Source organism: Flavobacterium araucananum (assembly GCF_002222055.1).
GTDB classification, from domain to species: domain Bacteria; phylum Bacteroidota; class Bacteroidia; order Flavobacteriales; family Flavobacteriaceae; genus Flavobacterium; species Flavobacterium araucananum.
On record NZ_MUGS01000037.1, the window covers coordinates 39,391 to 66,234 of the forward strand.

At 34.1% G+C, this 26,844-nt stretch carries 3 protein-coding genes; all 3 read right to left on the minus strand.

All coding sequences use genetic code 11. The features are described 5' to 3' along the window. Positions 1-20 precede the first annotated feature (20 nt). Genes B0A64_RS17000 through B0A64_RS17010 form a run of 3 tightly spaced genes read right to left on the minus strand, consistent with a single transcriptional unit; the run spans position 21 to position 26,842 of the window. Complete coding sequence (locus tag B0A64_RS17000) at positions 21-6,650, minus strand: alpha/beta fold hydrolase (RefSeq protein ID WP_089480698.1); 6,630 nt, start codon at positions 6,648-6,650, stop codon at positions 21-23. A 7-nt stretch (positions 6,651-6,657) separates the two neighbouring features. Then, positions 6,658-19,668 carry an SDR family NAD(P)-dependent oxidoreductase gene (locus tag B0A64_RS17005; protein WP_089480699.1) on the minus strand — a complete coding sequence of 4,337 codons (13,011 nt, stop codon included), beginning with the start codon at positions 19,666-19,668 and terminating at the stop codon, positions 6,658-6,660. 7 nt (positions 19,669-19,675) lie between these two features. Next, a complete protein-coding gene (locus B0A64_RS17010; protein WP_089480700.1) occupies positions 19,676-26,842 on the minus strand; it encodes an SDR family NAD(P)-dependent oxidoreductase in 7,167 nt (2,388 codons plus the stop codon). Between the last annotated feature and the right edge of the window lie 2 nt (positions 26,843-26,844).

The following is a 26,844-nucleotide window of genomic DNA, read 5'->3' on the forward strand; positions in this document are numbered from 1 at the left end:
GATATTGATTGTTTAAAATATTAATTATTAATAAAATCTAAAATTTTTGCGTTAAAATGTTCACTTTCGGTAATAAAAGGGAAGTGACCTGAATGGGTAAAACTCAAAAAATCAGCATTATCAATATTCTGATAAAGATTTAGGTTTTCTTCCATTGGGATCATACTATCGTATTTTGAACCTGTAATTAATGTAGGTAATTTTATTTCATCTAATTGATTCGAGTTATCAAAATCAAGAAAAGCTTTACCATATGCTATTTTACCTTTAGTGTCTAGTATTTGACTATTTTGCACCAACTCCAACGCGTACTCTCTTATAGGTAAAAAATTCACATCTGACACGTGTAAATCTTCAAGGTCTTTCCTAAAATTTAACAAATTACTTTCTTCGCTCCAGATATTGGCTCCCTTAATATTCGCAGAACTATTAACCAATACCTGCTTCTTAAACAACTTTGGATATTTACCTGTAAGAATTTGAGCTATCATTCCCCCCATTGACCAACCAATAACATTTACTTCAGAATATCCATGCTGCTCAAGACCCGATTTAATTTGTTCCGCTATTCCGAAAAAAGATATCTTTTGAGTAATTGAAACAAAAAGCGGTAACTGAACAAACAAACATTGATTATTCTCTGAAAAAAGTTGTAATTGCTTTTCCCAAATCTTCGCTGACATGCCAAAACCTGACAAGAAAAGGATAGGATTACCTTTACCTTTTATAAATACTTCAATATCACCATTTGGGCCATTAAAAATTATTTTTTTCATTTCTTTGAAAAACTTATCATTTTTAACATTATACCCCTTTATTATTTGAGGATTAACCTTTTCTTTATTTGGCTTTGAAACTTCTATTGCGGGCATTGAAATATTCTCAAATTGAATATCATTATCAACTAAATATTCTCCAATTGCCTTAATGGTTGGATAATCAAAAAGTATTGTTGGAGATAATTTATTCCCGAATGTTTTGAGCATAATTTCAATCAATTGCATTCCCACTACTGAATCCAAACCTAAATCAGCAAATTCCATCTCGTCATCAATTTCTTCTATTTCGATTTTCAGAATGTCTGCAATAATTCTTTTTAGCTGAAGAGTTAGTTCTCCGACCTCTTGCTTTTTGTCATATACAATAGTTTTTTCAACTTTTTCATTTGCTTCTACGCCGAATTTATGCGTACGATTTAATATAGCCTCTAACTTCACAGTATTGCCAGTTGCCACAACTACCTGATGATGAACTGATTTCAAAAGATCGTCAAAAGCAGAAATACCATCTATATTATCCAAAGCTTTCTGACCAAGCAAATTGAATAACAATTGTTCTCCTGTTTGCGAAATCTTCATACCTCCATCTTTCCAATAAGGCCAATTAATAGAAATGGTATGACCATATCGTTTTCCCTGCTCAACTAATTTATTACGATTAGTTGCCTTTACATTCAGGTAAGCATTTGCTGCAGAATAAACCGTTTGTCCTACATTTCCAACAACTGCTGCTAAAGATGAAAATAGAACTATAAAATCTAGAGGCTGACTTTTAAACGCATTGTCCAACAATTCAAATCCTTTAATTTTAGGTGTCAATACCATCAACTCTTCCTCAACAGATAATTGATTAAATGGCTTATCATAATTACTGCCTGCACAATGAATAATTCCACTAATCTCAAAGCCTTCAAGGCCTTCCCCTAGATTTTGAACATCTTCATCTGATGAAATGTCACATTTTCGATAATCCAACAATCCTTCTTTAACACTCGAATATAAACTATCTAAATCTTCCACAGACAGATCCTTTCTTCCAACAACAATAACCTTGGCATTCTTCTCTAACAGATGATTTATAATTGTTCTACCTATTGCACCCGTGCCACCAGTCACTAGATAGATCTTTCCGGCTTGAATTCCAATAGTTATCTGTTCAGAAACAACTGAAGTGTTCCAAGACGGAGTTAGTCGCTGATTTTTATCGTATAATACCATATCTCCATTTTCAAAGAGTTCTTGCAGCAATATCTTTATATACGTTTTTGAATCTGATTCATTAATGGTTACAGCTTTGAACTGAATTCTAGGTTCTTCTAGCTTGAGTGAATTGAAAAAGCCTGTAAAAAGTTCTAGTAATTCATTGTTAAGAGTTCTCTGAGATTCATTAATCGAGGTAAACATGATATTTATTTTCCCCTTTGGCTTTTCTTGTAATATCCTTCTAATACGTGATGTCCAGTTTAAATAATAGGAAATTGCGTTTGTTTTTTCGCTTTCAGTCGGCAATAGATTAAATAGGCAGATAGCTTTATCCTGATTCCAATTTTTAATATTATCGGCATTAGAATCGATGATATCATAATTCAATTCTTTACTAGCCTGCCAAAATAAAGGATCTCCGTAAAAATAAAGTTTATTATCTGGCAATGTAAATTCACGTGCCGTTATAGGACTGAGTTTCCAAGTTGGAACAAAATACTGCAAATTAGACTCGACTACCTCTTCAGTGACTTTAGGAGTATCTAAACTAAAATTTACTACAGTAAACTTTGTTATTTCTACGACACATTCACCCTCCTCATTTAATAAAAATATATTGAAAGATCTATGTACTTCTGAAGGGCGGCTGTTTTTCGCCAATTGAACATAAGAATACATATTTTTGGTCAACTCTCCTTTGATTTCAACGCTTTCCATAGAAAATGGTAGTCCGATAAACTGATCGTTCTGCTGATTTATTCCAATGACAGAGTGTAAAGCACTGTCTAACAAAGTAGGATGCAATTTGAATTCACTAAATTTCAGTCCATCTAATTTCGGCAACTTAATGATGGATATTGCTTCTTTATCATTTCCCCTGAGTTCCAAAACCCCTTGCATACTTTCACCTAAGCACAAACCTGCATTTGCAAATTTAGAATAAAGTTCCTCCTTTTTATTTACCAAATCTGTTCTATCCAATATCTCCTGTACATTAAATCTTTTGTTTTCCTTCAGATTAAAAGAATAGTCAAGGACGACATTTCCTATCGCATGAATTTCAACTATATTGTTATTGTTCGATTGTAGTTTCAAACTTATAGTACTATCATCAATTGAATTTATTTCTACCTCAATAACTTTTAAAGGGGTATCAACTTTGAGTGGCGACTTCCAAATAATATTAGTCAATTTATGTACAGAACTCTCGGAAGCCAATGCACCAGCTGCCCTAAACATTTCTAGAATTGCAACACCAGGAAGAATAGAAACATTATTAATAATATGATCTCGTAAGTAGAACTCTCTATTAGAAAACATCTTACTAAAACTAATTTTCTTAAGAGAAGATTCATTCTCGTCTAATAACGGATGCAACGAATTTAATACTGATTTACTACCAGCTTGCATTTCTATTCCCTGAGGCAGGTCATACCAATGTCTTTTCCTATCAAAGCCGTACGTTGGCAACGACAATATTTTAGGTCGAGATGAATATAGTTTCTCCCATGCCACAGTAGTACCGGCCAACCAAAGTTTAAGGAGTTTATCATTTTTACCTGTTCGAAGTAATTGATCAATGTATGCTATATCATCGACATCAGTATTGGTAATGATTGGGCTTTCATTTTTGCTTAATTCATTTTGATATACTCCTTTTCCTTTTTCAATAAATGTCGTCAACTTCTCTATTACTTGTTCAGCCGAAACAGCTGTAAAAGCTATTCTATGTGGCATAGATTCTCTACCTATCTGTAAAGTATAGGCTATTGCTGTTAATTGTCTCTGGTCAATATTATTAACATTAAAGTATCCTATCAACTGATTAACATTATTTAACAAAGAGTTTTTATTTTGTGCCGAAATCAATATTAGTACCTTATCAGCAACCGGTTCATGTATTTTTTCAAACTCAAAATCTTCTAAAACAGCATGAGCATATGAACCACCAAAACCAAAAGAACTCACTCCTGCTCTTCGAACTCCCGCAATAGGATTCCAAGGTAAGGCTTCCTTATTAATTTTAAGTGCCGTTTTGTCTAGTTGAATGAATGAATTGAGTTTTGTGAAATTTGCTAAAGGAGGAATCGTTTTGTTTTTCATAGACATTACAACCTTTAACATTCCCGAGATACCAGCAGAACCTTCAGTATGACCTATGTTTGCCTTAGCCGATCCTACATAACAAAAAGACTCTGCTGTTGTATGTTCCTTAAAAGCAATCTTTAAGCCATCCATTTCGATTGGATCACCAAGTTTAGTTCCTGTACCATGAGCTTCGATATAACTAACTGTTTTAGGATCAATTCCTGCATCATCCCAAGCACTTTTAATAACCTCCGCTTCCTTATTCGGACTCGGTGCAGTTATTGTATTTGTATATCCACCATGCCCAGTGGCAACACCTTTGATCACTGCATGGATATTGTCACCATCCTCAATGGCTCTTTTTAGAGGTTTAAGCAGCATAACAGATACTGATTCACCGGGAACATAGCCATCTGCTTGATCATCAAATGTAGTTGTTAATCCCTTTTTAGAAAGAACTCCTAATTTACTAAAATACACATAATGATCGGGAGATAACAGTAGATTAGTTCCTGCTACAAATGCCATTTCACAATCTCCTGCCTGTATTGCGCGACAAGCAGAATACAAAGCAACTAATGATGATGAACAAGCGGTATCAATTGGGTAACTTGGTCCGGATATATTAAAGAAAAACGAAGCTCGATTTGGAAACATTGTCATAGAGTTTCCAGTTCCATCATAAGGATGAATGATTTTACCAACGGCTTTGGCATTATCTGAATAATCATGCGAACAGATCCCAACAAAAACACCAGTTTTTGTTTTACGTAACTTATTTATTATCCCAGCATCTTCAGTTGTAGCATACATTTCTTCAAGTAATATTCTCAATTGAGGATCCATTAATTCCGCTTCATGAGGAGAAATATTAAAGAATCCAGCATCAAACTTGTCAATATTATTTAAAAAACCACCCCATTTACAGTTTATTTTACGCTCTTCCATTGAACAATTAACATCATACCAAGGTCTGTAATCAAAATGAGAAACGGGTATTTCACCTGTAAGCGATTCTCCTTTGCTTACTGCATCCCAAAACTCATCAAGAGTATCTGACTTAGGCAGTTTAGCAGACATTCCAATTATTGCAATGTCTGAAGCTTTATAATCTCGTCCATTGTATTGAAAAAAATCATTTTCTTTCGTATTCTTATAATTGGAAGGGGGTATATTTTCATTCTTTATGGATGATTCAATTATCTTCTCTTTTACGATTGAATCTTCCTGATTTTGAACTACGCGGGTTTCATCAGAAGTTCGAGACATCAAATTAAAGTACTCTTGAAAACCTGAGCGATATTCTTCTAAAAAATACTCTGAAAGTTCCTTTACATTTTGGTATTCAAAAAACAAAGTTGGATAGAGCTCAATCTTCAATTCATCTTCGAGAATCTTAGATATTCCAATTAAATTCTTTGAATCTGCTCCAATCTCCATAAAGTTCTTTTCCAAAATTTGATCTAAATCTAGATCAAGACCAGTTGCTAAACCAATTTTTGTTACAATAAACTCTTGAATCATATCAAGTAATTCTGCTTCACTAAAATCATTCTTTTGTCTATTAACATTTGATGGTGTTAGATCTGTAATCTCTGTATTTATTGTTGAAGTCATAATTGGATCTTTAGAAACCTTACTTATTATTACATCATTCCCATTCAGCTCGGATTTAGTAAAATTAGCCTTCGAATCTTCGCGCACTGAAACCTTTTTTGAGGTAAAACCCGAACAACTTATAACAATTTCTGTATCATTATAAATATCAAAATCCATGATTTGAATTTCATTATTATACTTTTGTACTGATGTCTTACAATAATATCTTGTTGCATTTTTTGCTCCTTTAAAAACAACTATTTTCTTAATGAACAATGGAACATATCCTGGTTCTAGATCTGCAGTAGCAATCAAAAAAGCACTATCTAACACACTAGGATGTAAATAATAATCATTCAATTCGCTTACGATTTCTTCATCCAAATTAATGACTCCTTGATGATTATCCTCTGAAATTATATATGACGTGACACTTTGTAGACCTTTTCCATAAACTACATCCACTATTAGTTGTTTCTCATAGAGTGCTCGTCCATTTTTTGTTTCCTTTGTCTGTACAATTGAAAAAATATTTGAATCAATAGCAGCTTTGACAATGTCAGTCTGAAAATTAAACTTACCGCTACTAGCCATAAAAGGTGGCTTTTGCTCACCGATTCTACAGATCGTACTTATTGTTTCTTTTTCAGTTTGAACCTCAATAGAGCCTGTTTCACCTTCTTTTAAAATAAATGGCTCAATGAGATTAAACTTTTCAAACTGCAATGACATTTCATCTCCCGATGAATTATTAATTAAATAATTGATCATAAGAGAGAGATGTGTCACTCCCATCATCACATGAGCCCCTCCTAGAGTATGATTTCTTAAAATAGAATCGTTAAAAGCATAGTTAATCTTAACCGGAAATTTTATTTTGGTTGCTTGATCTTTCTTAATTTGCTTCAAGATTTGAAGCGCATCACTATCGTTAATACTTTGCGATGTTATATCCTTTAAAAGGGCCGTAAGGTCTTTCATCTTTCTATTAGTTTAAATTTTTTATCAGTTTTTCCGCTTCCTCGATCGATATATCTCCTTTTCTAAGACCCGCAAAAATATCTAGTAATTCATATTCAGCAACAGGTAAGATTTCTTTACCCAAACAATATCTACTCCTATTGAATTTCCTATTCTTTATAGGGAGTCTTTTGACAGAGTTACCAGTATAATCTTGCACTATAATGTGACAATTAGTCCCTCCAAAACCAAAAGAAGATATTGCAGCCAATCGTTCTCCTGCTGACTGAGTCCAATTTGTTAGACTTGTTACTGGAAAAAATGGCGATTTATCGAATTTAAATCTTGGATGAGGATTATCGCAATTTAATGTTGGCGGAATTTTTCCTTTATTTAATGATAAAACAACTTTAATAAATCCACAAACTCCCGCAGCTGTCAACATATGTCCTACATTTGTCTTAACAGATCCTGTCGCGCAAAATCCTTCTTTATCCACAAACTCCCGATAAACCTGTGTAGCAGCTTGTATTTCAATAGGATCTCCAAGTAAGGTCCCTGTTCCATGAGCTTCTAAATAACCAATATTTTCCACATTGACATTTGCTTCATTAATTGCAGCTTTAATAACTTCCTTTTGAGCATCTCTATTTGGCGTTGTAACTCCCATAGTTCTTCCATCATTGTTTACGGCACTACCTCTTATAATAGCTAATATTTGATCACCATCTCGAACTGCCTTTTCATAGTCCTTAAGAAAAACCAACCCACCACCTTCTCCCAAGGTAAATCCATCGGCTGATTGGTCAAAAACCTTAACCCGTCCGTCTTTTGACAACACTTCAGCACCGGAGAATCCTTTATGGGCATGATCGTCAAGAAGTAATGATATTCCGCCTGCCATTGCAAATTCGCATTTACCATCTCGAATAGATTCCACTGCCTGATGAATCGCGACCAATGATGAAGAACAGGCAGTATCAATTGTTCCTGAATATCCTTTAAAATTATAAAAGTTAGAAATGCGGGCAGCCATCATGTTTTGAATATTACTGACGATAGAATACTTTAACAATTCTTTGGTAATCTCCCCCTCGTGAATCCCAATATAATTGCTTGAGGTCCCTCCTAAAAATACCCCTGTTTTTGATCCATCCAGTTCTTCTTTTCTATAACCCGCATTGTCTATTAATTCTTGACTCAGTTCCAGCAATATCCTTTGCTGTGGATCCATAACCAAGGCTTCCTGATCAGTAATATTAAAATGCGACGCATCAAATGCATCATAATTATCAATGAAAGCACCAAATTGCTGTTCATTTTCAGATAAACTTTCACTATTTACTTCCCATCTGCTTTTAGGTATAGTTCCAATAGATGAAACTCCATTTACCAGTCTTTCCCAAAACTCATCCGTAGTATCAGAACCCGGAAAACGACAGGCCATACCAATTACAGCCACGCGTGAAGTTTCTTCTTTTTTGCCATCACGTTCTTCTTTAAAATTTTCCTTTTGTGGAAAACCATCTTTAATTTCAGTTATTACCTCAACTTGCTTTTGGCTTTTATTTTCAGTAAAACCATCCTTTAATTCTGACTGTTCCATTAGCAATTCATCTTGATGGTTCTGTAATAGAAATTCGGATATCCCATGGATAGTAGAATTATCAACTAGCAAATTAGGATCAATCACAATTCCCAAACTACTCTCTATTTTACCTAAGGTACGCATCATCAGAATCGAATCCATACCAAAATCGACTACATTAACCTGAGAATCAAGTTCGTCTGGAGAAATCTTTAAAGTTTCAGCTAAACATGATGTCACAATTTCAATCATCCTCTCTAGAGAGTATTTTTCGTTAGCTTCTGCCTTTTGATCTGACAATTGATTCTTGTCAAAAGACTCAATACCATTAAGCATAGCAAAAATCTTATCATCATTTCCAATAGTTACTACTGATTGAAGATTATTGGAATTAAGAATGTTATCAAAATAGGCTATCCCAAGTGAAGTTGTCAATTCTTCAAGACCTTGTTTTTGCATAATAGCTAAATACTCTGCTTCCAATTGCATACCTCCCTCTTTCCAATAAGGCCAGTTGATAGAAATAGATTTTCCGTTTCGTTGATCTTGCTTATGCATAACGTCTCTGTAATGCTGATATGAATCCATAAAACAATTGGCTGCTGCATAATCTCCCTGACCAACATTTCCCATTACACCTGCCAGAGATGAGAAGGTGATAAAAAACTTCAATTCATCATTTATGGTTAATTCATCCAGATTAATAGTTCCGTTAATTTTTGGTAAAAGAACTCTATTAAAACTTTCTAATTTTTTTTGAATTAGAAAATGATCTTCGACAATTCCTGCAGCATGAATAATCCCATGAATACCTCCGCAATTTCGAATATTATTCAAACACACCTTCAATTCCGCCCTATTGTTGACATCACAGGAAAGATATCTTATAGAACTGTCATGATTCCCAATAATTTCAAGTTGGGATATCTCCGTGTCATTAAGTGTTCTTCTGCCAATTGCAAAAACATTTACCTGATACTGTTTAATCAAATGCTCAGCCAATAATTTACCAACTCCTGAATGACCTCCAACAATTATAATATTATTGCCTTTTTCCAGTTCATTGTATTTTTTACCCGATAAAACAGATCGCTCAAAATGACGCAAATAGCGCTTGCCCTTTTCTAATTTCACATTAAATTTAACGACATTATTTTTTTCATAATGAAGAGTACTTAACAAGTCAGGTAATGGATAGAGATGATCAAATTCAACCACCATTAGTTTTCCTTTGGGGCTTTCCTTAGTAAAAGATTTAGCTAGCGCATTAGCACATTGATTATAGTGGTTTTTTGAACTGGTAGTATAACAATAGAAAAAGGGTATGTTTTTGATTTTATTATGTTTTAGTACAGCCTGATATCCCAAAAACAGACTACGCACCCCAATATTCAGAAGATCATCATGTTCAATGATAGTATCTTTAACATACAAATAATTCCACAAATGGATGATCTGGTTTATCTTTATATCTTGCTGTTCTAAATCACTAAATAATTTAGAATAATCAGCTGGCTCAGCTGGATTAATAATAACCTCATGTTTTGATTTCCACAAGAATTCTTTACCATATACTACCGTAATAATATCACCCCGATCTTTAATTGGTTGTAAATAATCTTCAGAATTACAGAAAATCAAGCTATTTGATAAGCTCAAAGAGGACATGTCATTTAACCTGAAAGCTTCATCGCAGTGCCACTTGGGTATATAAATCTCGTTTAATTTCTCCTTTTCTGGCACGGTAATAATCGATTGTACAGATTTAGGATCAAATGCTCTTACGACAAACTCATTAAATCTTGCCAAATGTTTTCCAAACACATCAAAAATGTCAATATCAAAGCAAAAGATCAGATCATCATTTCTATATTTTTCAGTCAGTACTTTTGCATGGACATAACACTCGCGTGTTAAGTTTGCATAACATTCAAAAGATTTAAATGAAAATGGTAAAAACATTTTGTGATCTTCGGCACTTAAGTTGACTCCCATTATAGTCTGTAAGGCTCCGTCAAGAATAGTATGATTAAAACCAGTTACGGCATCACTTGATTCGCCATCTATGGATATAAAACTTAATGCTTCTAGATTTCCACAATTAATTTTTTGAATTCCCCGAAAAGATTTTCCATAAACTAGAGACACTGAGCCATAGAGTTCATATACTTCCTTCCCTTGAACTACTTTAGGACAACGTGCTATTATGGAATTCAAATCAACCAATGTAACATTCGGTTTTTCTTTAACTTGTGATCTCAATACCAATTTCCCCATTGCATGTAATTGGTTAACGCCATCAGACTCTGAACTTACCTCAACATCAAAACGGTCTTTACCCGGCTTGATATCAACCCGAATTTCACCTAATTGCTCATGATAAACAATCGGAGAAGCTAGAATAAAATTATTAATCTTCACCACAGGATCATTGGCGTAAATTGCCTTCATCGTCTGACGGAACATCTCAAGATAAACAACTCCTGGTAAAATCATTTGCCCTGAGACATTGTGATCTTTCAGAATGTTTTCATGACCTGAAAATTGTTTTGTAAAACTAAATTTTTCAAGGTCCGAATGGTTAGAATCCCATAATTCAGCCCTGTTGTCTGTTATCTTAACATTTTCAATAAGAGGATCAACCTGCTTTAACCAATACCTATCTTTTCTAAATAACTGACCAGGCAAATGTACTTTCAAATATTTCTGTTCAGAATAAAGTTCATTCCAATTAACATCTCCACCTTTTATCCAATATTCTGCAATCTCTTTAATATTATTATTACTTATTGGTTTCTCAAAAAGCGCTAAATCATCCTGTTTCGTTTTGTTTTTTTGTAAAAATATATCAGTGCTGTCCTTATTCCCTTTTGAATATTCCGTTAAGGCTTTTTGCAATTGGGTTAAACTACTTACATTAAAACAAACTCTATTCCTGTGGTGAACACGTCCGAGTTGTAATGTTCCTGCAATATTTTTCAAAGAATAGTGGGTTAAACTGCTTCGGTTGGATAAAAATCTGTTTAACTCAACCACTTTATCATCTAAATCATCTTTATCAGAAGAAAGAATAATCAAATGATTTATGGTGGAAGACTCTGATAATTCTTTGTTTTTGTACTCTTCTATGATAATATTGGCATTACTTCCTCCGGCTCCAAACGAACTTATTGTGGCTATTCTTGGCAGAGGTCTACCATCCAGATTTATTGGGTTCCAAGGACTACAAGATTGTTGCACGAAAAAGGGTGTTTCCTTAAATTCAATTTTAGGGTTCTCTTCTCTGAAATTAATACTCGGTACCAATGTTTTGTAATAAAACTGTAATAAAACTTTTGACAGCGAGGCTAATCCTGCAGCCGCTTCCAAATGACCAATATTAGACTTAACAGAACCAATTGCACAATACTGTTTTTTGTATTGATTTTGTTCAAATGCTTTGGTTAAAGCTCTCACTTCTATCGGATCACCAAGTTTCGTTCCAGTTCCATGTGCTTCAACGTATGAGATTTCCTGGGGTTTCACCCCGCTACTTTTTAGGTTTTTAGCAATCAGTTCTGATTGCCTCGCGATATCAGGTACTGTAAATCCTGCTGATTTCCCTCCGGAATTTATCACTGATCCTTTAATAGTTCCATAAATAAAGTCACCGTCTGCTATTGCTTGTTTTTTTTGTTTTAGTAACACACTACCCACTCCTTCTCCATCAACAAAACCATCAGCATCTTTATCAAAGCTTTTACATTCGCCATTGCTGGCCAACATGTTGAATTGACTGTACTGAATGTATCGAGATGGATGAATAATCAGATTAACACCGCCGACTATAGCAGAATTACACTCTTTATCCAGAATACTTCTACAAGCTAGATGTAAAGCAGTCAAAGAAGAAGAACAGGCCGTATCAATGGCTATACTAGGACCATGAAAATCAAAGAAATGAGATACTCGATTTGCTATCGCCCAATACCCACAATTTGGTAGTGATATATTTCCTTTCATCATTTCCTCAACTCCCAACAATTGGTACTGACTAGACATCACACCAACAAAAACACCGACATTTTGTCCAATTGAATCTGCAGTATAACCAGCATTTTCCATTAAGGTCCATGCATTCTCTAGAAATAATCTAATTTGGGGATCTGTAAGTTCAGCTTCGAAGGGAGACATTTTAAAAAGTTGAGCATCAAATTTATCAATGTCTTTAATAAAACCACCCCACTTACTATAACTTGTTGTTTCTTTTTTGGGATCTGAATCAAAATGATCAGCTATATTCCATCGATCTTTTGGAATCTCCTCAATACAATTCTTACCTTTTTTTAGATTCTCCCAAAACTCGTCTAAATTCTCCGCCTGTGGATATTTCCCAGCCATACCAATTATTGCAATCTCATTCTCTTCATTGTCAGAAAAAAATGAATCTTTTTGTAATTCAGGACTGTCTAATCGCTCAAATATAATTTTCTTATTTACAGACTTAAAAATTTCTTTTTCTTCATCATTTAGCAGTACCGAAGAATAATTAACCTCTTCTTCTAAAGAACCTAACTCCATAATAAAGTCAGGAAACTCCTTTAAAAAGAAAGAAGCTAATTGTTCTATATTGGTACATTCAAACAATATTACCGAATTTAATTTTGGAATATCTTTCTTTAAACGTTCTATTAATTCTTGCCCCGTAATAGAATCTACCCCGTATTCATCATAGCTTTTCACAATTGAAATCTGTTGTGCTGGTATCTGCAAAACTTCAGAGAAAATGCCCTTGATGTAATTAACTACCACGTTTTTTTTATCTGATATTTCTTGATTTTTTTGTGGTACTGTATTTTTCTCATGGTGAGATGGAGTAGGTAATTTATCAAAATTGAGAGATAAAATGGAACTATTTTCAGCCACCATAATTTGCATTGACTCACTTTGTCCTAAAAATTCACCTAAGCCATAATGCGCTGTATTGAAATATCCGGCTGAGATCAACATTTTAGACCAGAGAGGTATTGAAAGAACAGGTGAAAAAGGAAGACGATTTTCTTTATCTTGAAACTTCCACCATTCTTTTGTCAGCCCAAATGTAAAAGTATTAAAGGGGTTATTTTCTATCATTTCATTCAAAACCAGTATTCCATTTTTGGAAAGTAATCCACGAATATTCTGTAAAGAACTAAAAATTGAAGAAGTTGCATGAATTACATTACTTGCAATTACCAAATCGAAATGATTAGAATATTGTTCTCCAAAAGAGGACGGTTTTTCGATATCTAAAATATCGTATTTTATAAAATCGTATTGCGCAAATGTTCTTTTCCCGTAATTGATAAATGATTTTGAAATATCAGTATAATGATATTCTACATTTAATCGACTTTCTTTTAAAAGTTCAAATACTGCTTTACTTGTACCTCCTGTACCAGCTCCAATTTCTAATATTTTGAACACGAAACCATCATTCTTTCGTTGAGCATGAAGGTTTAGCAAATCTATGGTAATTCTAGATACTAAAGTATTGTAATAGTCCATTATCCGATTACCTTGATAAATTTTGTTGACAGTCTCCATTGAACCATTTGGAAACAAGACCTCAGCATGACTAGTTGTACCATTAACAACATCTATAAAGTTCTTTACACAATTATCAAGCAACTCAAAATAAGGCAAATACTCACCTCCTCTTGCCAACAAATCTTGCTTAATTGATTCCTGCCTATTTTTCATTGGAGAATTAAGTATAGTACTTACTTCAAATTCATCTTCGTTAATTTTAACCAGATATTCCTCGTCAACCAATAATTCAAACGCAGAACGTATGAGGGCTTCGTAGACAGGTAATACTTCTTGAGTATTCATAAATGAAAGGATAGAAATTACTTTGCCGTTTCGGTATTTACTAAATAGTCCTTCAATCGAAAGGACCACATAGTCACGAAAAAGTTCTTTACTTTGGATGTAATCCAAAATAGGAAAACCCTCATTTATAAATCGTAACGTTTCATCCTTGTTAACTTGATCTAATATTATAGATGTTTCATTGGATATTATTTGTAAAATATCTTTCAAATTTTCAGAAAGTTTTGCGATACATATTTTGGAATAAGAAGTACTTAATCCTGTTTCAAGAAACCTTATACCTTCCTTATTATCTATTCCCATAATACCGACAGCTTCAAGTAACTCCCTTTGATCCTTTCCTGCAACTATTCCGGTCTGTTCCCAAAACCCCCAATTAATAACTTTCACGGTACTCTTCTTCATAAATTTCCAGTACTCTGCAAAGCTATTTTCAAATACACATGCAGCAACATAGTTTGATTGTGTCTTACTTGCGATATCAGCATTTATGGATGAAAAATACAAAACGTTCTTAACATCAATATTTTCAGTAGCAAAATACATCGACCAACTCCCCATCACTTTAGGAGAGAAAGCTGTATTAAAACATACTTCATCCATTTCCAATATTGGCTTATCATCTAGTCGAATAACGGAAAAGACTAATTCATTAATTACTTGAAGGTTCAATTTCTCAATAGCCAATCGGCATTCCTTCTCTAACGTAATATCTACTTGGATATATTGCGCAGTTGATCCTTTCGCTTTATACGTATCCAATTTCTTTTGCTTTTCAATGTCCATCTCTGAAGAGCCTAAAATGAAAAGATTCACATTGCTTTTGGAAACCAGCCATTCACAATACTTAGATCCTAATCCCCCCATACCGCCAACAATAACATAATTTCCTTCTATTGCGATTTTAGTGGATGGATCAACTGTAATTGGAATATTTTGTAGTGCAATTTTCCGATATTGAAATAATATTTTATTTCGTACCGCATAATCTATGCATAACTTAGTTGCTTCTAATTTTTTAATATTCTCCAGAACGGTGTGATTTCCCTGTATCCATTCATTCTTGTCAAGATCCAGAAGACCTACTTTCAACCACGATATATCTTTAGGCAGTACTTTAGCTAAGCCCTTCATTGCTGAAAGATTAGGATTTAGGAAATTATCTTCTGTTATCGTATCTGCATTTAAAGTGAACAGATTAAGATTAACTATTTTTTTGTCTTTATTGCGCTCTGCAAGAGCTTTTATAAAACGCAATAATGAAAAAGTAGTCAATTCTTGTTGATCCTGTACTTTGGAAAGAGATTGCGGTATTTCATTGTTTTCTGCCAGCCAACAAATTTCGTCAAAGTGACCGTTTAGCTCCAAAAATGCTAGGAAATCATCCTGCTGTGATTTAACCTCATATGAATTTTCATAAACTCTATTTTCCGCTCCTAAATATAGAAAAACAATATCCTCTGGTCTGGTTTGAAAACGTTTTTTTAATAGCGGTAAATTATCCGGATTGTTATATACCCAAAGTCCTTTCCCTTTATCTCTGCTTTGTTCAAAGCCAACTTTACAAGGTAATTCTTTGATGGCTTTCCATGCATAAGTGTATCCAGGTAAAAAGTCAGTATCAAGATTAATCTTGTCAGATAAAGTTAATTTATCAGCAAATTTAAGTGTCAGCTTCTCAATAATGAATACTAACTCAAATTGTGAATTGTACGCTTTAAGTGTGATAAAGCATGATTTTTGATCTCTATCTATTTCGATTAATTCGACATGCACCCAACAACTTTTAGGTTGCTCTTTTAACCAACAAACATTTTCGAATTTATGAGGCAGCATCAAATTTAAAGCCTCGTTTGGGGTCTGTAGTCCACTAATACACTGAATAATTGCATCCATCAAAAAAGGATTCCACAAATAGCCCTCTTCTAAAGTAGCTGCAGTTTCAGGTAAATTAACAAGCCCTAAAACTTCATTTTCACTACACCATAATTTAGAAATACCTCTAAAACTTTCTCCGTAACATATCTCTACAGCTTTAAAACGCTCGTAAACCTCCTCATGTGTCATTGTAAATTTAGACCGCGATTTAATTGAATCCAGAGAAATTAACTCTTTAATGCTAGATGTATTTGTTCCAATTAAACAGGTTGCCAAAGTCTTATTACTATCTGTAAATTTTAATTCTGCCTTAATTTGATTTTCACCTTTCTCAACAACTACAGAAAGTTTAATGTGGTCTGAAACAACAAGCGGAGCCAATAGTAATAAATTATTTACTACTAATTGATCGCTATATTGAGGCAAAGCGGTACGAACCCCCTCTAAAATCAATTCCATTGTACCTACACCAGGTAAAACAAAAGTGTCTTTTACTAAATGTTCATTAACCAAAACTTGGTGTTTCGATAAAAAGATAAAAATCTCCTGAATATCGGCCTGCTTCGGTGAAAGTGCATACTTAATTTTTTTCTCTAGTTTGATCGCTGGCAAATCATACCAATAAGATTCTTTTAAAAACGCATAACCTGGTAAAGAAATTATCTGAGCCTTACCTTCATTAGAACTCCTTATTTGAGCAATATCAATGCCTGCTCCCCCAAGCCACAGCTCCACGAATTTTTCTTGGCTGGTATTTAGATCTATATCTGTTAGTAATACATCTTCATAATCAGAATCTTCAATTGAGCTACTAGCAACCTCAGAATCGTCTCCCTTTACATAGTTCGACAGAGCCCTTTTTAATTGTTCCATGCTACTAACTTTTATCACAAGTCGCTCTGAAAAAGATTCCCTACCGGTTAATAAACTGTATGCAATATTTGTCAATGTACAAGTATCCTTGTTCTCATGGAGTTCAATAAATTCAAGAATTTGCTGTACATTTCGAATTAAGCTGTCCTTGACCTTTGCAGAAATAATAATAAGTTCTTCCCTATTTGATGAAGAATGAATACGATCAATCGCAGGAGCTTCCTCTAAAACTACATGTGCATATGTACCACCAAATCCAAAAGAACTTACTCCTGCTATAAGTGGCTTATCAGATTGCCAGTTAGTATTCTCATTATTTATTACAAAAGGAGAGTTTTTTATCTTTATATAAGGATTTAATCCCTCAAAATTAGGCATGGCGGGAATAAACTTATTCTTAATACATAAGGTCGCCATTAATATCCCTGAAATTCCTGCAGCCCCTTCGGTATGACCTATATTAGATTTAACTGAACCTATTCGACAAAAACCTTTGTGCTCAGTATTACCAAAAGCCATTTTTAAAGCTTCAATTTCAATCGGATCACCTAATTTAGTTCCGGTTCCGTGAGCCTCTATATAACCTATTTGCTCAGGTAAAATATTGGCATTATTCCAAGCTTCTTTCAATACTAAAGCTTGAGTTTTTGCACTTGGAGCTGTTATCGAGTTTGTATATCCTCCATGCTTTACTGCACTCCCTTTGATTACTGAATGAATTGGATCGCCATCAGCAAGAGCCTTATCAAGAGGCTTTAACAGTACCGAAGCAATTCCTTCTCCAGGTGTATATCCATCAGCTCTACTATCGAAACTGTGACAACGCCCACTCTCGGATAATGCACCTATACTTGAGAAATATTTATAATGCCAAGCACTTAGTAATAGGTTTACACCTGAGACGAACGCCATTTCACAAGATCCATTTTGAATTGCTTTGCACGCTAAATCCAATGCAACAAGTGAGGATGAACAAGCAGTGTCTACTGTCAAACTTGGTCCCTTAAGATCAAAGTAGAAGGAAGGTCTATTTGCTAACATCGTTAAGGCATTCCCAATTCCATCAAATGGATCAATTTCTTTATTATGGAGTAAACTCTCTGTTTGATAATCATGAAAACAAACTCCCACATACATCCCTGTATTGGAACCACGAAGCTGACTTACCACACCTGCGTTTTCTGCTGTGTGATATAGATTTTCCAACAAATGCCTCATTTGAGGATCCATCATTCGCGCTTCTCTTGGTGAAATATTGAAAAACAATGGATCGAATTTGTCAATATTATTTATGAAGCTACCATCTTTACAATATGACTTATCCTTTGCTTTCTTATCTGAACTGTAATGCTTATCAACACTCCAACGTGAAGGAGGAACTTCAGTTATCATGTCAGATTGATCGACAATATTCTTCCAAAATTCGTCGACATTATTTGACTTCGAAAATCTCCCCGCCATACCTATAATTGCTATGTCATTTGATCGAGGCTCCTGCTTTACTTCCAACTTTAAAGTTTCTGTTGATTCTACATTAGGAATGAAAGTTGGCTTAACTTCCAATATCTCAATTTCTTTGACTTGCTCGTTTACAAGAAATCCTATCTTTGACTCTGGAGAAAATTTATTCAAGAAGCTCTGTATGTCTTCCTTAAATTCCTCAACAAAAAAAGCGGCTAATTCACTAACATTTTGATATTCAAAAAATATTGTCGGATACAATTCAACTTTCAAATCTTCTTCTATCTCCTCGGTCAAATGAATTAAAGCTTCCGACTCAATACCAAGATCCATAAAATTGGTCTTAAGTAATTTATTTTCTGACAAGGAATTATCAGGAATTAGTCCCGTAATTTTGTCTACCAAATAGTCTCTTACTTTTTTAATTGAACCATCCCCTGCATTATCCAAGTTACTGCTCTTTACGCTGCTCTTTTCAATGATATCCTCCTGTACATTTTTTGTCGATTTAGAGGATGGATCAGCTATTTTCTTACAGCTAACTCCTTTTAAACAAATCACTTCTTCATGGTTGTAATCATATATTGAGATATCAAAGATGGCAATTTCATCATTGGCCTTTTTAAGTACCGATTTACTAAAACAATGATTAGAAGTCGCTTTAAAACAAATTATTTCACTTACAAAAAGAGGAATATATACATTTCTATTTTCAGAGGTTGAAAATGCTCCAAAAAAAGCACTAATAATCGCACCATCAATAAAGACCGGATTAACTTGTAAAGCTCCCGTGACTGGAAACTCAAAATCGTTAAACATTTCACAGTATGTGAAATCATTCTCAATGGTTACTCTCTCCACTGTTAACAATGGATCCTGATAAACAATACCGTTTTTATTAAAAATTGAGTATAGCTCAGATCCCTTATAAGTGAGGTTTGACTCCCAATCTATAAGAGGTAACTTCTCAGGATTTATACCATTTATAGCCACACTAGTTTGGGCTGAAGCAATAGATCGCCAACCCCCCTGATCATTGATATCTGATTGTACATGAGTTTGTTTATCCTCAATTTTCAATCGAAGTTTTATTATTTCCTCTGCGTCCAAAATTACCCTCTCATGAAGCATAAATTTCTTCAATACAACTGGGAATTGGAAATTCTTTCGATACTCTTCTTCCAACAATAGAGCCAAATGTGTAACACCAATCAGAATTTTACTTCCATACACAACATGTCCATTAATCACTGGTGATTTGTGGTTGAGCATAAGCTCAATTGAACTCACCTCATCCCCACCTGACTTCAATTTTTGCAAGGCCTCGCTTACAGAAATCTCATTTTTCGCTAGACTTTTTATTAATTTTATTCTTTCCTCCAACATGGTGATTTTACATTAATTCATTAATTTTCTCTAACGCATCCTCTTCGCTCAGCTTTCCTGAGAAGATTCCATTAAGAATGTTTTCTACTTCAATTTCCGATGAGTGAACAACAGTTTTTCCTAACCAAAACCGCTTTCTATCAAATTTTGTAAGATCTAAACTTTGACGGCTTGGTTTATAAGAAGAATCCATTTCTTCCAGAATAACATGGCAGTTAGTTCCACTAAACCCAAAAGATGAAATTGCAGCTCTCCTTGGATGATTTTTTTCCTTCCAAGGCTGTAGCTCCCGAGAAAGTTCAAAAGGGTTTTTTCCAAAACCAAATCTGGGGTGTGGTAGATCACAATTTAGCGTTGGCACGATTATTTTATGATGTAGAGACAAGAGCACTTTTATAACTCCCGAAACCCCGGCGGCAGTCAGTAAATGCCCCATATTAGATTTCACAGAACCAACTTTACAAAATCCTTTTTCATCAGTATGTTCACCATATACATTTGCTGCAGCTTTAATTTCAATAGGATCACCTAACAATGTACCAGTCCCATGCGCTTCCAAATATCCAATTGTAGATGGGATAATTTTCGCGTCCTTAATTGCTTCCCGAATTACATCTTCCTGAGCTTTCATATTCGGAGCAGTTATTCCCATAGTCTTCCCATCATTATTAACGGCACTTCCTTTAATAACTCCAAAAATTTGGTCACCATCATTTATGGCTTCTTTTAATCGTTTAATCATTACTAATCCGGCACCTTCTCCTAATACAATTCCATCAGCAGATTTATCAAAAACCTTACATTTTCCATCCTTGGCCAGTACCTTACTATTACTAAATGAAATCATAAGATGTTTGTCTATGGGTAAAAAAACACCACCAGCAATAGCCATTTTACATTCATTTTCTTTTAAGCTTTTACATGCTTGGTGAAGAGCAACTAAAGAAGAAGAACAAGCAGTATCGATAGTAAGCGCGGGCCCTTTTAAATTATAATAGCTTGATAATCTTGCAGAAATCATACTAGGGATTTTATTAATAACCAACTTCTTCGATTGCTCGGGAGTTAAAAAGGCTTCAGCATTTTCGTAGTAGTTATTGGCTCCTCCTCCAATAAATACACCCACATTTTGATTATTTAATTCATCCATATTGAAACCACCATGATCAAACAAGTGTTGGGTCAATTCCATCAAAATTCTTTGTTGTGGATCCATCACTAGAGCATCATCCTCAGATATATTAAAGAAACCATTATCAAAAAGGTCTACTCCTTCGATCATTCCTGCCCATTTCGAATAGGATTTCCCATGCGTTTGTACCTTGGGATCGAAAAATTCGTCAATATCCATTCTATCATCACCGATCTTATCGACAAGACTGTCTCCTTTGCAGAGGTTCTCCCAATACTTCTCAATATTTGGTGACTTTGGAAACCTGCTAGCCATTGCCACAACTGCATATTCATCATCTTCACTTTCCTTATCTCCGGAATTTAAAGCATCATCTTCTATAACTGAAATTTTTTCCTTCCTCTCTTTTTGATTTTCATTTTCAGAGGTAAAACATATTTCTCTATAATTCTCTAATAAATAATCTGCGAACAAATTAATTGTTGGGTTTTCCAATAAGGCTCCAGGTTCAATTGTGAACCCTAGTTCAAGCTCCATTTCATCCAAAATTTGGGTCATTAAAATGGAATCTAATCCATACTCTTCTAATATTGTATCGTAATCAATATCATCAAGTTCAACTTTTAGTGCTGCCGCTAATATAGAATTCAGCCTTATTTTTAAATCTTTTAGTAATCTTTTATTACTATCAGGTTCAACAACACTTGCATGTTTATACAATTCATTATCAAATTGTTTTTCTAGATTGAAAGACTGGAATCTTGAAATTACATTTTCTAAGTAAATTAATTTATCACCTTTAAAAACAATTGTATGCGGAATATTCATTTTTAAAGCGTCAAGAAATACACCTATCCCTTCCGACGTTTCCAGAGGTTTCATCCCAATTATCCTTTCCAGACGGTCCGACTGCTGTGAGGATATTCGCATACCTCCTTCCTTCCAGTAAGGCCAGTTTATCGATATCGTCGTCCCATTTCTTTTTCCCTCCGATTGAGCTATATTTCGAGATAATGCAAAGTTGTCCATAAAACAATTTGCTACTGCATAATCTGCTTGCCCTATATTTCCAAAAACTCCTGAAACAGAAGAACATAAAACTAACCAATCAATATTTAGATGTTTCGTTAACTGATCTAAATTTAACAATCCTTGTACTTTAGGTTCAAAAACTTTGGACATATCCTCAGGTTCTTTTTTTGTCAACATGGAATCCTTAACAAGTCCTGCACTGTGAATTATTCCGTTTATTTTTTGATATCGTTTTTCTACTTCATTTATAACTTCTTTTAGATCTTGAGTCCGCGATATATCACATGAATAATAAGTAGCTTCCCCTCCTAAACTTTCAATTAATTCTAGAAAAACGTTTATTTCACTAGTTATCAACTTTCGCCCAACAAGAATCAACTTTGCCTGATATTTTTCAGCAAGAAACAGCGCAATTAATTTTCCTATTCCTCCAGTTCCGCCAGTAATTAGGTAAATGCCCTTTTCAACAATCCTTTCACTAGTTTTTGACGAAAAATTATCTTCAACTATACGAGGTGCAAAACTGACTCCACTCTTTATTTTAATATATTTAGCTTCTGACTTTATTACATTTTCTGCCTGTCTTATTGAAATTCCGTCACTTCTAAGATTATCGATCCATAATCCTCTGAAAAATATCCCTGGCAACTCTATTTCAAAACTTCTAAACATTCCCATCATGGCTTCCTGCATTGGTTCAGCATAATTTGAAGAAGTACTCCCTACCCATAACAGATTTTTACATGTCTTTACTCTATTTCTGTTAATAGCCTGACACAAACGAAGACCAAAAGTACTATTCCACACTAATTCTTCAATACTACACTGATCGATAGCTTGCTCTGCAGTTGACGAATCATCATCAACCTTTGATATACTTATTATTCCATTAATCTCTATCCCTAATAAAACCAACTGTTTAAATAAACGATCAAAGTCAGCTGGTTCATGAAAATTTAAGCCAAATTCTCTGCTTGATTTTTCTTCATAATTGTCTTGATGCTTGACAATTATTTGTTGTTCTAGAGGCAGAGTATCACTATTTACAACTTTTGTATTTTCTATGGAAGGAACAAATATTACCAAATTACCGCTTACTGAGTTCTCCGTTAATTTATACTTCTCCCAATTTTGATTAAAATAAACAACATCATTATGTTCTGAAATAATCTTATTTTGTTTATCTGTTAGATTTTTCTTATCTATAATTAAACATTCATATCCAACAATATGAAGTACGATTTCATTATGAATATTGAATATTGAAATATCATAAAATTGCTTTTTGTTTAATTCAGCCTTTTTTTGGACTACTATGGTATTCTCTTCAGTTGGATCATTAAAAAGTTCAACCGAATCAAATCCGACCGGAACCCCGCCTGAGTTCTGAAGAAAATCAACCCCTAAAGTAGTTTGTAACGCAACGTCTAAAAGTTGTGGTATAAAGGGATTAGTTCGATTTTCTTTTATTAATTCAAGTGGGATTCGAACTCTTCCTCTAGCTTCTAATTTCGTTCCAGACAATTGCTCTATCAATTGAAAAGAGGAACCATACTGCATTCCATTATCGAAGAAACTCTGATAAACTTCTTTTGAATTAAGGCTTAAATCAAAAGAAACTTCATTTTTACTAATTTGAGTTTTCGTTACATTTGATTTTAATAATTTCCCTTTGCAATACACTATTTTTTCATCTAGGGAATCTGAAATACTAAAACTGACAATCCCATCCAATTCTTTTATAAATACTCGTAAACAGAATGGACTACCAACCAAAGTAAGGGATCGTACAAGCTTAACATTTTTAACCATTGGAAAAACCTCTATTCCTAAAGCCTGTTTACCTGCCTGAATTGCCATAGCAATATATCCAGCACCCGGAAAAACAGAATTACCCTGAAATTTGTGATGCCCTATTACGTTTTCCTTTCCAGAAAAGTTAAATTCAAATACTACATTTTCTACTGTAGAGACATTTTTACATGCAAATGGGTTACTAGCATTCTCAGATTGCTTAAATGATTGCTCTGCAACATTAATCCAATAGGGTTTGCGATCAAATGGATATGGTGGTAGTGAAACTGTTAATCCATTAGTACACTCTTTTTCACTCCAGTCAACATGCTGACCATTCACCCAAGATCTCGCAAGTGTTTTTATTTCATTTCCAATGTCTTCATTGGAAGTTGAAAGCGATTCACCCGTAAAGATATTAGCTGAAATTTGTCCATTCAAAAATACTTCGGAAGCACTTATTAATTCCGTTAAATTTGAACAAACAATAGCCAATCGACAATTCATTGCTTTTCTCCCTTGTTGTAAAGTATAAATTACATCGTTGAAAATGATAGTATTTTTTTCAAGACGAATATGACTAATTATCGTGTCAAGGTATTTTTCCAGAGTACGATAATTCTTTGCGCTAAGCACAAATATCTCTTCTTTTGTTTGTTTTTGCAGGAAAGGTTTTTTTTCAGGTGCCTGTTCTAAAATAACATGAACATTCGTTCCCCCTGCGCCAAACGAACTTACTCCAGCGATACGCGAAAGTTCTCCTTTTGGATTAAGAGAGGGTTGCCAATTTTGTAGTTTGGTAGCAATCTCGATATCATTATTACCAAAATCGATCTGCTTATTAAGTTGATCAGCATGAATTGAGGGCGCTATTTTTCCGTGTTTGAATTGTTGAAGTACCTTGGCTACCCCTGCAATACCAGAGGCACTTTCTAAATGTCCAATATTAGATTTTACTGACCCTACCAAAAGTGGATTAGCTCGATCTTTGAAAACCTTTAACAGTGCATTTATTTCTATTGGATCTCCAAGAGATGTTCCTGTACCATGAGCCTCAATATAACTAATTTGTTCTGGTAAAACATTTGCTTTGGCAAGACTTTCACGAATTACAGCTTCTTGAGCATTGGGATTTGGAACCGAGTAACCAGCGCTTTTTCCACCATGATTTACGGCACTACCTTTAATTACTCCATAAATATGATCACCGTGCTTTATCGCATCTGTTAAAGATTTAATCAGTATACATCCAACTCCCTCTCCAGGTACATATCCATCTGCATGTTCTGAAAAACTGTAATTTTTATCCCCTGGTGATATCATACCAAACTGGCTGAGAAAAACATATTTTGATGGATGAGTTGCCAGATTAACACCACCTGCCAAAGCCCATTTACAGCTACCGCTTTTAATTTCCTCGCATGCCCTATGAATAGCCAGTAAAGAAGAGGAACATGCAGAATCAACCACATAGCTTGGGCCTTTGAAATCGAAAAAATGAGATACTCTATTGGCAATTGAGAAGGTGAAAGGTGAAGATATTTCATAATTTTTACCAACACTCTGCTCTAAAGCATTCCAGCCATATGTATTCCACATTACACCAACAAAAACTCCAATTTTATTTTCATGTTCATTCATTAATGACTTATACTTGCTTCCAGTATAACCAGCATCATCCATCGTAGCATAAGCCATTTCTAAAAAACAACGTTCCTGAGGATCAATTCTCTCGGCTTCCCTTCCAGACAATTTGAAAAACAAAGGATCAAATAAGTCTATATCTTTAACAAATCCTCCTGATTGGCTATTGGTCTTATAAATATTTTTTCGTTGGTTAGAATAGAATTCCGTATGATCCCAACGATTCAGAGGAATAGACTCAATGCAGTTTTTTCCTTTTTCGAGGTTTTCCCAGAATTGATTCATATTTTCTGATTGAGGAAAACGACCTTGCAACCCCACTATTGCAAAATTATCGCTATCGGAATCCGTCACTAACGTTTGATTATTCTTAGTAAACTCAATATTCTTTTCTACATCTATAGGCTTAGGCGCTTTTATAATTGGTAATTCAATATCAAGAATATATTGCTCCTTATAATTATCATAAAGATAATCTACCAGTTCACCTATTGTTGGGTACTCAAACAAAAGTGTAGGATAAATTTTTGTTTGAACCTTACTTTCCAATGCCTCTCCTATAGACATTAAAGCGTTTGAATCAAGACCGAGGTCATAAAACCCAACGTCTGACTTCAAATTATCAATAGGGATTTTATATGAAACATGAAGTAATTTAATGAAATCTCTTTTTATTAAATCTAGAGTAATATGACCATTCTCTATATTTTGAGGAATAATATTAATTTCTTGTTTTTTTCCATTAAAATCTATCTGATTCCTGATAATTTTTCCTTTCAGATTTTTGATCGTTGCTATACTGACTCCGAATTCATCGTATATTTCGATGCTATTGGTCACAATATCTTTTACTTTAATAATTTCCTCATCAAGCCTCTTAGCTACAACAAAAATTTTACGTGGTAAAGGAATTCCCATGGTAAATTCCTCAATAACAATTGGTAAAAGTGGTTTTGATAATTTAGAAACATCAAAGGTAACCAATCCAACGAGTGTTGCAGCATCCATTAAGCACGGATTTGCAACATATCTGTTGTTTGCCCCATGTAATTCAGATACTGTCAACTCTGCAAAAACTTTATCCTTTGTTTTATGAAGGAATCCTTGGGCACGCATATAATTACCATGCTGAATTTTAAATTTTTCAGCTATTGAATAAATTTCAGTTAATGGTATAGATCCAATTTTATTTAATTGTAACTCTTCAAGATCAAGATCAGGTAATGGTTCAAATGATCTAGCTATAATTTCTGCTTCAAAATGCTTTATTGAGTTGTCTTCATCATTAGCAATACAACTTTCGATTGTAACAGACATGCCATTTTCGCTTCTGTTCAATTTCATTGTTAATACGCGGTCGAAATCATTAATTAACCTCAAAGGCTGCTTAAAGGTAATATGTCGTATTCTAAAATTAGATACTTCATATTTAGCGTTTTCTAATACACGATATATAAAGTCAAGATAAACAACACCTGGAAGGATAGAAATACTGTCTACTTTATGATCCCTTAAAATAGGGTTATTCTTGTCAATTCTGATCTGAAAGTTTTTATTTACTAATTGCTCCATAA